This window comes from Arthrobacter sp. FW306-1B-G06A (assembly GCF_058781765.1).
In genome coordinates this window covers 1-13,338 of sequence record NZ_JBYSXB010000015.1, presented here as the reverse complement: position 1 = coordinate 13,338, position 13,338 = coordinate 1, and the positions used below count along the sequence as shown (strand labels likewise).

8 protein-coding genes are annotated in these 13,338 nt (G+C 61.7%); 2 read left to right on the top strand and 6 right to left on the bottom strand.

Annotated features, from left to right (window positions below):
• The first annotated feature begins 62 nt into the window (after window positions 1–62).
• On the top strand, window positions 63–1,538 hold the full coding sequence (locus AC3WJM_RS09765; protein ID WP_492271762.1) for a peptide MFS transporter: 1,476 nt from the start codon (window positions 63–65) through the stop codon (window positions 1,536–1,538).
• 65 nt (window positions 1,539–1,603) lie between these two features.
• Here the strand turns inward: AC3WJM_RS09765 and AC3WJM_RS09760 are convergent, their stop codons facing one another.
• The 5 genes from AC3WJM_RS09760 to AC3WJM_RS09740 form a co-directional block, all read right to left on the bottom strand.
• Window positions 1,604–2,524 carry a LysR family transcriptional regulator gene (locus AC3WJM_RS09760; RefSeq protein ID WP_492271761.1) on the bottom strand — a complete coding sequence of 307 codons (921 nt, stop codon included), beginning with the start codon at window positions 2,522–2,524 and terminating at the stop codon, window positions 1,604–1,606.
• Window positions 2,525–2,990: 466 nt separating this feature from the next.
• Window positions 2,991–4,346 carry an MFS transporter gene (locus AC3WJM_RS09755; RefSeq protein ID WP_492271760.1) on the bottom strand — a complete coding sequence of 452 codons (1,356 nt, stop codon included), beginning with the start codon at window positions 4,344–4,346 and terminating at the stop codon, window positions 2,991–2,993.
• A gap of 101 nt (window positions 4,347–4,447) precedes the next feature.
• A complete protein-coding gene (locus tag AC3WJM_RS09750; protein ID WP_492271759.1) occupies window positions 4,448–5,659 on the bottom strand; it encodes an aspartate aminotransferase family protein in 1,212 nt (403 codons plus the stop codon).
• 354 nt (window positions 5,660–6,013) lie between these two features.
• A complete protein-coding gene (locus AC3WJM_RS09745) occupies window positions 6,014–7,837 on the bottom strand; it encodes a hydantoinase B/oxoprolinase family protein (protein ID WP_492271758.1) in 1,824 nt (607 codons plus the stop codon).
• The gene (locus AC3WJM_RS09740; RefSeq protein ID WP_492271757.1) at window positions 7,834–9,930 is read right to left on the bottom strand and encodes a hydantoinase/oxoprolinase family protein; all 2,097 of its coding nucleotides are present in this window, start codon (window positions 9,928–9,930) and stop codon (window positions 7,834–7,836) included. The genes AC3WJM_RS09745 and AC3WJM_RS09740 overlap by 4 nt, the downstream gene beginning before the upstream one ends.
• Before the next feature lie 221 nt (window positions 9,931–10,151).
• Here AC3WJM_RS09740 and AC3WJM_RS09735 point away from each other — a divergent pair, with 221 nt between their 5' ends.
• Window positions 10,152–11,036 (top strand): LysR family transcriptional regulator, encoded by an 885-nt coding sequence (locus AC3WJM_RS09735; protein WP_492271756.1) that lies wholly within the window; start codon window positions 10,152–10,154, stop codon window positions 11,034–11,036.
• 872 nt (window positions 11,037–11,908) lie between these two features.
• Here AC3WJM_RS09735 and AC3WJM_RS09730 read toward each other — a convergent pair.
• Complete coding sequence (locus AC3WJM_RS09730) at window positions 11,909–13,321, bottom strand: LLM class flavin-dependent oxidoreductase (protein ID WP_492271755.1); 1,413 nt, start codon at window positions 13,319–13,321, stop codon at window positions 11,909–11,911.
• Between the last annotated feature and the right edge of the window lie 17 nt (window positions 13,322–13,338).

Sequence of the window (13,338 nt, the reverse complement as noted above, 5' to 3'; positions counted from 1 at the left end):
TAGACACCCAAAAACATCCCTCATCGCTCGATGTGGGTCCCGATTGGCAGGACTTTTCAAAGATGACTACCCCGTCAGTTACCCAGCAAGTTCAGTTAACCCCGAAAACGAAATCCAAGCTCCCACCAGGAGTCTGGAACATGGCCCGCACCGAGCTTTGGGAGCGCTACTCCTTCTACGGACTACAGGGCATCCTCTCCTTCTACCTGCTGTACTCCGTCTCCCAGGGCGGGCTCGAAGTTGCGCCCGCCGCCGCCGCCGGCGTCGTGGGCGCCTACGGAGGCTCCGTTTACCTAGCCCAAATCCTCGGTGCATGGCTCGGAGATCGACTGGTAGCCCCCAGGAACATGGTTCTCTTCGGAGCCATCGTCATCACCATCGGCCACCTTGTCCTTGCCTTCGCCCAGGGGCTCGGCGGCCTCGGCGCAGGGCTCATCCTTATCGTCTTCGGAACGGGTGCCCTCAAAACGAACATCACCTCAATCGTCGGGTTCATCGTTGAAGGCAAAAAGCAGCAGGAGCGTGACGTCAGTTTCTCCTACTTCTACCTAGCAATTAACGTCGGTGCAGTAGCCGGCCCGCTCACCACCGGCTTCGCGCAGAACCAAGTTGGATTCCACCTCGGTTTTGGTCTTGCCGTAATTGGCATGGCTGCCGCACTGGTTCAGTACATCCTGTCCATGAAACGCCTGCCCGCGCGGGCCAGCCAGATCAATAACCCCCTCCCCCGGACCCGCATCCCGCTCGCCATTGGAATCGGCATAGCCGGAATCGAAGTGGTATTCGTCTCCGTATCGGCTGGACTCCTGCGGGCGGAAAATCTCGCCAGCACCACCACGGTGCTCTCCCTCATCGCTGCCGCCGCGTACTTCATCACCATGTGTACCGCAAGAACGGTGACCATGGACGAGCGACGCCGCGTCCTCGGATACTTGCCGCTCTTCCTGACTGCCGGAATCTACTTCGGCCTCCTCTTCCAGAAGTTCACAGCGATTTCAATCCTCATCAAGGAACGCATCAACCTGCACATCGGCGACTGGACACTCCCCGTCGCGTGGATCACCACAGCAAGCCCTCTCGCACTCGTGCTAGTCATCCCTGTCGTGGCGCGCCTGTGGAACAAGCTCGGCGATCGGCAGCCTTCCCCCGTCACGAAGTTTGCCATCGGGCTCATCCAGATCGGCGCGGCCTACTTCTTCCTGCTGATCATCTCCCAGAGCACCGGCAACGCATACATCCCGCTCGCACTCATCTTCATATTCATGATCATGGCGGGGTCGTCGGAAGTCTTCGTGGGGCCCATCGGGCTTTCACTTGCAACAAAAATCGGTCCGGCGACCTTCAAGTCCCAGATGGTTGGCCTGAACTTCCTGACCTTGGCCCTCGGCTCTTCGCTCTCAGGGCTGCTCGGGCAGCTTTTCACGGTCATCGAGTCGCCGACCTATTTCCTCATCGTCGCGGGCACGGGCGCGTTACTCGGAACAGTCCTGCTCTTCTTCCGCCGGCCGTTGACCAGACTGCTCACAGCGGGCCAATAGATCGCATCATCAAGCGTCCTTATAGAAGAACAGAAGCCTGCGAGGTCGCGCAGAGCCTCCCACCACTAAGCGGTGGGAGGCTCTGCGTTGCTGGTTTCGGGTTGGAACACGTGCTGTCGGCACATGGAAATGAAACGCTGCGTGGCCGATGAATGTGCAGCGTCCCGTGACCAGGCAACCCCCAAAGTTGTTGTCGGAGCGGGGTCCTGAAAGTGCTTGACGCGCACGCCAGGCGGGCAAAGCTTTTCCGCGCGATGCTCATCAAGAACGGCAATGCCGACGCCGTTGGCTACCTGGCGAAGCATATGCTCCGCTTCAGGCTGCTCCATGGCAATTTCCTGATCAGCGTCTCCCCAAATCTGCCGCTTGATCTCGTCGTAATAGTCCGGCCCCTGGTCACGGGGCCAATGCACCAATGGGTAGACACGGACCTGGGCTGTCGTCACGAACTCATCATCCACGAGAGGGTGGTCTTCGGGGGCTGCGACAACCAGCTCTTCGATTGCAACCACCATCGTCTCGATCGTCGGCCCGTCAACCACGGACCTTGCAAAGGCGATGTCTACCTCCCCGGCTTCCAGCATCTGCAAGTTCCGGCTAGTCCATGCAGAAGTCAACGACACTTCGACCTCAGGGTACAAAGAACGGAAACGGTCCACGACTTTGTACATATTCAGGTCTGCGCCCGAGCGCGTATAGGCGACGCGCAGTAGTCCGGAAATCTTCTTTTCCGCCAGGCGCACCCGCTCCACGCACAGACCGACCTGCGCCAGGACGAGTTCGCCCTGTTCCCTGAGAACTTCACCAGCGGGAGTGAGAGAAATGGGCTTGGTAGTTCTGTCTACGAGACGAACGCCCAACTCGTGTTCCAACGCCTTGATTTGCTGGGACAAACCAGGCTGGGTCATATGCAGCCGCTCCGCAGCGCGCCCAAAGTGCTCTACACGCGCGAGCACGAGGAAGTATTCAAGCTTTCTCAGATCCATTACCCACATCGTAACCATCGGGCGCTGCACTCGGTGCGCGTGTCTGTCTGTCTGTCGTTTGAGCATTATTGTGTGGCACGTCCGAATTGTCCTCCTCTTCCCGAATGCTGAGCCAGCAGGTACTCCCGCGGCGCCCCTAACACCATCTCACCGGACGTAAGTGTCCGGTCGGCGTCGTCCACAATCGACAAGGAATACGACCAGCGCGACAATGAGCGGCGTACTGGTCGTATTCCTTGTGGTGAAGTCTCAGGTGCGGAGCTTCGCAAAAACAACCCTGGGATCAGATCTGAACGCCAAGTGTGAAAATTGTTGGCTGATGCTCTTAGTCCTGTGGTCGGCGTGACGGAAGCCAGCCGCAATGATCTTCGCTATTGCGAGCCACGTTCTACGAGCTGCACGGCTCTCGATTTCCTTGCCGCTAGTGCTTGCCGGTCCTTTGTCCCGGCAACCCCGGATGTGACGGTCATGCGATTACCTTTCGCTCGTGACGCTCCCCAGCTGAGTCAGCGGCTGCTGGGCGGATTCGGCTCAGTACCCACATGCCAACAGCACTCAAAACGCTTACGCCCACCACGAAAACGATGAGGTAGATCTGGCCCACGCCGTTCCCGGCGGCGAACAACGAAGCCAGCAGAAGAGGGCCGAAGCCGCCACCAACGGTGGACGCCAGCTGATAGCCGAGGGAAGCGCCTGTGTACCGTGAGCCCGTACGGAACTGCTCACTAAGGTATGCCGCGACCGGTCCGAACATCGGGCTGACAGCAATCGCATTCATCACGACGAAGGCGATCAGCACCTGGATGAATTGACCCGTGGCGGTGAGCAGGAGGAATGGATAGGTGAACAGTGCTCCCGCGACCATGCCGAAGATCATCACGCGCATACGTCCGAACTTGTCGGAGAGTGCACCCGATGCGAGCTGGCCGATGATGCCGACGAGTCCCGCGGCAGACTGGATTGCCAAGACCAAGGAAATTTGGAGCCCGTTCGCCTTCGCGTAGGTGAGACCGAAGGAGTTCAGCAGGCTGTTGAAAATGAAGGCAGACAGGATGGCGAAGAAGACCGCGAGCAGCGTCCCCGGGCGGCGGAGCACCTGCAGGAGTGGCATGGGCAATTTCTTGCCGCTGGTGGCTCGCTTCCGTTGTTCCTCGATGAAGAGCGGAGATTCGGAGACGCGGAGGCGGATCCATAGTCCGAAGATGACGAGTACGGCGCTGATGAGGAATGGAACCCGCCAGCCCCAGGTCATGAATTGGTCTTTGGGCAAGAGAGCGAACAGGCTGAGAACGGCTGCTGCAAGCATCGTTCCTGTGGGCCCTCCGGCCATGGCGAAACTGGCGGCGAAGCCCCGATGCCTTTGGGGGGCGTGCTCGAAGGCCATCAGGGCGGCGCCGCCCCATTCACCTCCTACTGCCATCCCTTGGATGAAGCGCAGCAAGACCAGCAGGATGGGAGCCAGCGCGCCAACCTGGCTGCTTGTGGGAAGCAGGCCGATCAGGGCCGTGGCGAGTCCCATGCTCAGGAGCGTGATGACCAGAATGGATTTGCGGCCGATCTTGTCTCCAAAGTGGCCGAAGATAATAGCTCCGAGTGGCCGGCTGAGGTAGCCCACGGCCAGCGTTGACAGCGACGCGAGGGTTGCCACCACGGGTGACATGTTGCTGAAGAAGAGGTCGCCGAAGACGAGGCTGGCGGCGGTCACGTAGAGCAGGAAGTCGTAGTACTCAATCGCGCTTCCCACATAGCTCGAGGTGATGACCCGTTTCAACTCCCTTCTTTGGTCAGGGGAGCGGGTTTCCTGGGTTGCCGAGGTGTTCATTTCTTCTCCTCAAAATGGCGTGCATTTGTGGCACGGCGTTGTGCCATCGGGGGTTTGTTGGTTGGTTCTGTTGGAAAGAGCGTTTCGTGAGGGCCCATGATTCACCGCACCAAAGTGCCAAGGGTCTGAGGCGATGAGCTCATTTGGGTCAGCGCTGTCTCAGCCGCGGCGATTGTCCGGTCGATGTCGGCCATGGTGTGTGCCGCTGACACGTACCAGAGGCCGCTTTCCCGCCCGTGAATACCGAGGTCGACGAGTCGGGCCGAAAATTCGCTGAGCGATTGAGTGTCTCCGAGAAGGATGTTCTCGTAGCGATTGGTCGGCGATGGCACCCCCCAGTACAGCCGTACCACCGAGCCAACATGTGCCGCGGTCAATGGAACACCCGCCGCACGACCGGCTGCATTGATGCCGTCGACCAATGCACCGGAGGCCTGTTCGAGTCGCGGATAAATGTCCTCTCGGTGGCTGGTCAGGTGCTTGATCGTGGCCGCGGCAGCGGCCACCGCCAGTGCGTGTCCGTTGAAGGTCCCCGCCCAGGCCATCCGGTCTTCGGCGATACGAAGGACGTCCTCCCGCCCGACGACGGCACTGATTTGGTGTCCTCCGGCGATGGCTTTGCCTAGAACCGTGAGGTCCGGGTACACCGAGTAGCGCTCCTGTGCGCCGCCCAGTGCCACGCGGAACCCGGTGACGACTTCGTCGAAGATCAGTAACACCTGGTGCTTTGTGCAAAGCTCCCGGACCGCTTGGAGGTAATCGTCATCGGGTGCCAGGCAGCCGGCGTTCACAGCGACGGGTTCGAGAATGACGGCTGCTACCTCGCCACCGACCTCGGCAAGCAGTCCGCGGAGCGCTTCCGCATCGTTCCACCGGCAGATCAGGATGTCATCACTGCTGAAGGCATAGGACGGAGCGACACGGTCGTCGGGGGTTGCCGGGACCGGAGTGCCGGGGCCGTTCGCCGTGATCGGATCGATCCAGCCATGGTAGTGCCCGGCGAATTTGATGATCAGCCGCCGCTTGGTCGCAGCGCGGGCCAGGCGAAGAGCAGCATGGTCTGCTTCGCTGCCGGTCACATTGAGCAGAACCCGTTCTGCACTGGGTACCGCGTTGATGAGCAATTCTGCGAGCTCGGCTTCCCCGGCGTGCTGCCCACCAAAGAGGGTGCCCATGGCAAGCTGCTTGATCACCGCGGAGTCGACAGGCTCGAAGCCGTGGCCCAGCAGCAGGGGGCCGTAGCCGCCTACATAGTCAACGTACTCGTTTCCGTCAACGTCGACGATGTGGCTGCCGCTAGCGGAAGCGAACACGAGAGGAGTCGGACGCAGAGCCGCTCTCTTCGCAGACGTAACCCCCCGCGGAATGAGCTGCCGAGCCCGGGCCATGTAGCTGCGCGACCCCGCATATCGGTCATTCATTGAATGCTCCGAAGCTGGTCTGATGTTGTGGCCTGTCATCGGACGCCCGCCTCCGAAGTAGGGACGAAGGCTTGGGTCGAGTCATGATGCCAGGCAATAATTGGGGCTACGTGATCCATGATGTCTGCTTCTGTTGGAGTTGGGGACGCCAGTGAGTCTGGTCATATATGAGCGGGTAAGGCGGACGAGTCAGAACACCGCAGGGATCCCGTGGCCCTGCATGCGAATATCTGAACGCGGCTTTCGTCAGTTGCTTGCGCCGACGGGGCCGGACGCTGTCGATTTGAGTCGTTGCCGCAGGTCCTGGGTGGCCTGATCGTCGACGCTCAGGTCTTCGCCGTCGGCGCGGAGGACGACGCCGTAGATCTCCCGGGCGCGTTGGGGGGTCTCCCAAAGCTCCCGAACGTCGTCGGCCACCTTTTGCGGATCGCGATCGAGCGGGTTGCCGTACCCGCCTCCGGAGCATTCCACGCCGCGTATCGCTTCTCCCTTGTTGAGGACGATTTCGACGTTGTTCGGAAGGATGGTCTCATTGCCGTCTGTGTCGATGCGCCATCCGGCAGCCAAGGCGCCGTCGTGGCCGCCCAGGACGCCCTTGGGAGCGTTGATCTGCCCGTCGCAGGGGTAGATGACGGAGATCCCGTCCTCTTTGGATTCGTAGGCCATGTCCACGGTTGATCCTCCCCGGTTCCTGCCGGCGCCCCCTGCCGCGGTGAGCATGCGGATATGGCGATAGTGGATGGGCATCTTGATCTCGTCTATTTCGATGGAGTCCCGGTAGGTCAGTCCTGCAGTGCCGGGCAGATTCCAGGTCAACCACCCATCGGAGGTGGGACTGCCGGGGCCACCGGCTGCCCCCATCAATAGCTGGTTCACAAATCGTTCGCCGGTACGTGAGTCGTGGCCGGCAATAACGGCGTGGGGGACTCCCAAGCCAACAGGTCCTTCCGCAATCCCATAGGGCTCGCCAAGCTGGGCGAAGGCTGAGCCGATGCAGTTAGTCAGCCGGTCTGTAAGGTTTGTTGTGGCCACGGAGCAGCTGTGCGGGAATTCCGGGATTCCCACGACCGAGCCCTTCTTCAGCCTGACTTCGATGCGCCGGAAAGCACCGGCGTTCTTAGGCACGCTGACCCCGAGACTGTTGTAGATCCCGCTGTATACGGCCGAGACGGTGGTGGATTCGGTCAGGTTCAGTCCGCAGTCCACGTTGGGCAGGTTGTCCGTCAGGTCGACCGCGATGAGCCCTTCGGCGGGTTTGATCTCAATGGTGGCGCTGATCGGCAGACCCTCGGGCAAGTACGGGGCAAACGGGTCGTGCGCACCGGTGTTGTGCAGGGTGGCCGCCGGAAAGTTCCCGATTGCCTTCTTCATCAGGTTCTCCGAGTAGTCGAACCAGTTTTCGATGAAGTTCTTGACGACGTCCTTGCCGAACTTGGCGCACATTTCCTTCAGCCGGCGTTCGGCGACCCGGGCGGAGCCGACGGCGGCGAGGAAGTCCCCGTGCCATTGATCCGGCACGCGGATGCGGGCCATGCACATCCGCATGATGTTTTCATCGCTGACGTAGTGCCGTTGGACGCGTACAGCCGGGAAAATGAGTGCCCCCTCCTGGTACACGTCCTTCGCGGCGGCGTAGTAGGTCGTCGGGATGGAGTTGCCCACGTCCGCTTGGTGGGCCTTGGAGATCGCGGTAAACATGTGCTCGCCGTCGACGAAGACCGGCACGAGTACGGTGTGGTCGGCGGCGTGAGAGTTGCCCCCGTAGGGGTTGTTGTCCAGGAAGGCGTCGCCTTCGGCGATGTCGGGATGGGCGGCAACCACCTCCGAGGCCTGCAACTGCACGCCGAAGATGTGCACCGGTATACCCTCCGCGCAAGCCAGCAGTCTGCTGTCGGCCGTAGCGATCGCACAAGAGAAGTCACGCCCGCTGTTGATCACCGCGGAACGGGCAGAGCGGAGCATGGTGCTCGTCATTTCACGGACGATTCCGTCCATGCGGTTGGCCAGGATGGAGGTGAGAATGGGGTCGAAGCTCGTGGCTGTGACGTCGTCGACAGTCTGTGTTGTCATCGCAGGGTGCTCCCTTCGAGGTCGTTGATGTGAAGGATGTAGTTTCCGGATCCGCTGACTTCTGCGGCCATTCCGGGGTAGACCACCAGAGTGGTGGTGGGTTCCTGGATGATCGCGGGACCCGATACGTACGCGCCCGGTGTTAGACCGTTGGGAAGGTAGATGTCTGTGTCCATGTGTCCGAACGGGCCGAAATAGCAGGTACGGGTTCGGTCTGCTGCGCCACGGAACCGTTCCGCGGACACGGGGGTGGCGCGGCTGGTGTCGATGCTGCCGGCTACCAGCCGGGCCTTCCAGCTGATGAACTCGAGGCCCGCCTTCTCATCGCGGACGGCGAAGAGCCGTTCGTGCGTTTCATGGAAGGTGTCAATTACGAGGTTAAGGTCAGCGGACCCGCCAAACCGTGAACCGGGAAGCGGTACGACGATGTCCCAGACCTGGCCGGCGTATCTGGCTTCGGTGAAGTATTCGATGCGGTAGTCGTGCGTGGTCAGGCTGAGGCGCAGGCCGAAGGCGTGAAGTTCCGCTTCGAGGGTTTCGAGGGCGGTGTTAACTGCGGCGAAGTCGAACTCGCCGGAGCGGGTGATCAGGGGTGCCGAAGCTTCTTTGACGATGTCGGCGAAATGCATGCCGGAGGCGGAAAGCGCGGCAGCGGTCTTGGGCAGGATGACCTTTTCGCTGCCCAGTTCGGAGGCAATCTGCATGATGTTGAGGCCGGCGGCGCCGCCGCCGGCAACGACGGTGCTTTCTTTCGGGTCCTGGCCCTGCGAGACGGTCATATCGTTGACGGCCTTGACCATGTGGTCGCTGGAGAGGGTGAGAATGCCCCACGCGGTCTCGTGGACGCTCTTGCCGAGCCGGTCCGCGATCCGCGCCACGGCTGTGCGGGCGGCCTCGACATCGAGCTCCATCCGTCCGCCCAGGAAATACTCCGGATCGAAGAATCCCAAGACGCACGCAGCGTCCGAAAGGGTCGCCTCGGTCCCTCCTCGCCCGTAGCAGGCAGGGCCCGGCTCGGACCCGGCGGATTGGGGGCCGATCCTCAGCAGCCCGCCCTCGTCCACCCAGGCGATGGATCCACCACCGGAACCGATGGAGCGTATGTCCACCGACGAGATGCCCAGCAGGTCACCTTCCCATTCGCCGCCCAACCAGGTTTCGCGTGTGTAGATCAGCTCAGAGTTCCGTGAGAGGCCGACATCGAACGTCGTACCTCCGGTGTCGCAGACAATGGTATTACCACCCAGCAGCTCGGCCTCGGAGAACGCCACGGCCGCAACAGGCGCCATGGCCGGACCCGACTTCGCGGCGTTGATGGGCGCGGCAATCATCTCCTCGATGCTCAACACCCCACCGATGCTGGAGGAAACCAACAGCTGGCCTTCGTAGCCATAATTCCGAAGGTCCATCTCGAGTTCCCGGAAATGCCGCTGCATCAAGGGTTTGAGGGACGCGTCGATCGCCGCTGCCGAGGCACGTCGGTACTCCCTGACGACGGGCGCAATACGGTGAGAGAGGGTGTACGGTATGCCCGGTAGGACTTCTTCGATGAGCTCTCCGACACGCAATTCATGTGCAGGATTGATAATCGACCAGAGAAACGACACGGCCACCGCTTCGTAGGCCCCGTCTCGCAGCCGGGTCAGAATCCTTCGTACTTCAGCTTCGTCAAGTTCGGTTACGACCCGGGCCTCGGAGTTGACACGTTCCGGCACCTCGAATGTATTCCGCCGCGAAATGTAGGGTTTGGGGTATTCAGTCAGATAATCAAAGACGTCCCGTTTTCCGCCTTCCTTGAGGAGCAGAGTATCCGGGAAACCTGCCGTGGTCAGGAAGGCGGTTTTCGCTACCGTGCGGTTAACGATCGCGTTGGTTGCACGGGTGGTGCCATAGATGAACAAGTCCGTGTTCTCAAGGATCTCCTTTGCCGGAACGCCCAGGTCTTCCCCGACTCGGCAAAGCGCCTTCTCCATCCCCTCGAACACGCGTCCGTGCGTGGTCAGTGCCTTGCCAATGTGCATGTTCCCGTGTTCATCGCTGACTACGAGGTCAATGAAGGTTCCGCCCGTATCGGCGGACAACGTATAGCGCATGAATGCTTCCTTTGTGATTGGATTGCTGGGGAAATCGGGCTTGCGATATGAAAGCGTCGCTGCATCCGCCGCACTGTCTGCCTGACCCCGACATGCTCTCCATACTGATCGGACCTTTGTGGTCACGAAGTGTTCATTTCCATGAAACCTCCGGTTCGCGAGGGCGTCCAATAGAACATCAGGGGCATCCAATAAGCGACAATTATCGTTATCATCACAGCATGGAAATATGGCGCCTTCGGTACTTTCTTGCCCTCGCAGAAGAGCTGCATTTTGGCCGCGCTTCTAAGAAGCTCCTGATCTCCCAACCGGGCCTGTCGCAACAAATTTTCAAGCTAGAGCAAGAGCTCGGCGTCCGGTTGTTCGAGCGTGAAGGTGGCGTTACGTTGACCGTGGCCGGAAAGGCACTCCATCGCTCCGCAGCGCATCTCATCGCGGAGTTGGAGCGCGTCGAGGACGAGGTGCGGGCGTATGCATCCGGACGAGCCGGGACACTTAGCATTGTCCTCACACCCCCGCCCGCTCCTTCAGCGTTCAACAACATGCTGAGTAGCTTCCGGCGTGACTACCCTGGCGTGGAAGTTCGCATCCAAACGGCGTGGACGAACTGGAACCTCAAGGCGCTACGAAGCGGAGAGGTAGACGTGGCTCTTGTGCTGCTCCCCGTGGATACGGATGAGGACCTGGAGTTCGTTGAGGTGAGCCAGGAGGCGCCTTCGGTGGCACTTCCCGCTTCACATCCGCTTGCCTCTCAAGCAGAAGTGAGTCCCGAGGACCTTTTGGGTGAGCCGTTCTTCTTCTGGCCCCGGGAACAGGCCCCAGGCGCATATGATCGAGTCCTGGACTACCTCTCCCCACACGGGACGAGGGAAGTGGACCGGTATGAGCCAGACCCCATCCGTCTCGCCTCTGCCGTCGGAGAAGGAGACGGGTTCACGATCGCGATACGCTCACGCGGCGAGGCGATGCAGTTCCCCGGCGTCGTATGGAAACCGCTCCCGGACAACGCACCGACATTTCGTCATGGCCTGTGCTGGCGCCACGAGACAGGTACGGCAACGACAAAGCACTTCTTGGAGTACGTAGAACAGATGCTAACGGCGTGAGGACTTTATGTTGCCGGCCGGCTCGCGCCTCGAGACTAGGCACGTCGGTGGGACTCCTCGACGACACCCGCGAAGCATCACCCAGGTCAGAGCCGGTGATGGCAGGGTAACCGGCTCATCAGCCGGAATTGCGTCGTATCGTGTGGGCCGTCAAGGTCAGAGGTTGAGCGGAACCATCGAGAGCGTTGCGCGCAATGCATTCCTTCCTGTGCCCGGAAAGCCAGCGGCCAGGCAGGAGGTACCGAGGGCGCGCTGGATTTTATGACTCAATTCCTTGAAGGAGCGAGCCCCCTCGATCCGTTATGTCCGACTTGCGGCAGCAATGTCCTCGAGCTGGAGCCCGGTCGCAACGTGTGTCAAAGCCATTACGTTCTTGAGTTCAAAACCTAGTAGCTCTTCAATTTGTCGTCGCCGCCGGACGACGGTGTCATGGGGTACGAGCAACTGATCGGCGGACGCCCAGGCGTCGAGGTTATTCCCCACCGGCGCTGAAGGGTTTGGACAAGCACCGTGCCGTGGCACGAGTCGTGCTGGCATAGGGGGTCCTAGAACGTCCTCGCAATATGAGCGAAGTGCGGAAGAATCCGGCGCCTGAAGGAGCAAACCAAGTATCCCCAAAATGCGAGAACCGCGCCATGGCAACGGTCACACGTATGACCCACGGCGTTGCACGTGGCTGGGGAGGATCAGCCGGACGGCATAACCCCAGTTGGTGCCCCGGACCGGCTTTTCTCGGGGACTCCCCGATTCCATGGCCGGGGCAATATGTCAACGTCGCCGGGGTCATGAGACCTGCGCACTATAGAAGGAGCCGTCGCCGCCGGGTGGATGCCGCAGGGGGACCTGACGCCCATGACTTTAGGAGTCGCACTTCAGGCAGGCGACCCCGGCGGCGTTTTCCTTGTGTCCGTGCTGTCGGGGGTGACGCCCTTTGCCCGCAGTCCTGGGTGGTCGGGTGCCAGCCGGGGTCCTGTGCCGAGGATGGTTTCGCGGAAGGTCGCGCGGGACCCGGTGTGGGCGAGCAGCCCGCGTCGCCGCAGCTCGGGCGAAACGAGTCGGGCGAATTCGAGCAGGTCGGCGGGGCGGACGGCGGAGGTCAGGTTGAAGCCGTCCAGTCCGCCTTCCTCGGCCCAGTGCTCGAGCTCGTCCGCGACGGTCCCGGGCGAGCCGACGATGACGGGTCCGCGGCCTCCGATCGAGACGAACTTCGCGACCTCGCGGAGCGTCCAGGCCCGGTCGGGGTCGAGCGTGGTGAACTGTGCGAGGGCGGACTGGTTGCCCTCGCCCGTGATGTACTCGAGCGGTGCGTCGTGGTCGAGGCCGGAGAGGTCGATGCCTGTCCAGCCCGCGAACAGGGCCAGGGCAGCGTCGGTGTCCACATAGGCCTCGTAGTCGGCCAGCTTCGCCGCGGCCGCCTCGTCGGTCTCGGCGACGATGACCGTGGCCTGATTGAAAGCCTTGACCGAGCCGGGGGCGCGGCCGGCCGCGGCGAGCTCGGTGCGGAGGGCTTCGGTGAACTTCCGGGCCTGGGCGGGGGTCGAGCTGGAGAAGAAGACGGCCTCGGCGTGCTTGGCTGCGAACGCCTTGCCCCGGGAGGATGCGCCGGCCTGGAACAGCAGCGGCGTGCGCTGCGGCGATGGGCTCACGAGCGCGGGACCGGGGATGGTGTAGCCCTGGCCCTCGTGGCCGATTCCGTGCACGCGGGCCGGGTCCACGAAGACGTTCGCTGCCGGGTCAGCAAGGACTGCTTCCTCGCCGACAGAGGCCTCCCAGAGCTTGTAGACGACATCCATGAACTCTTCTGCCCGGTCGTAGCGCTCGTCGTGCGGGAGTTGGCGGTCCAGCCCCAGGTTCCTCGCGGCCGAGTCCTGGTAGGACGTGACGATGTTCCAGCCGATCCGTCCGCCCGTGAGGTGGTCGAGCGTTCCGAACTTGCGGGCTAGGAGGTAGGGCTGCTCGTACGTCACGGAGACCGTCACGCCGAATCCCAGGCGCTCGGTCGCCGCTGCGAGGGCCGTGACGATGAGCAGCGGATCCAGCGCGGGGTACTGGACGCCCCCGCGCGCGGCTTCGTCGGCGCTGCCGGCGTAGACGTCGTACTGGCCAAGCACGTCGGCGAAGAAGATCCCGTGGAAGCCGCCTTCTTCGAGCGCCCGGGCAAGGTCCGTCCAGTACCCAAGCTCGGCGAACCGAGAAGCCTGCGAGTCCGGGTGCCGCCACAGTCCCGGCGACTGGTGTACAGGGACGAGCATCTCGAAGGCGTTCAGGAGCAGGGGCTTGGTCATGGGGTTTCCTTTCGGGG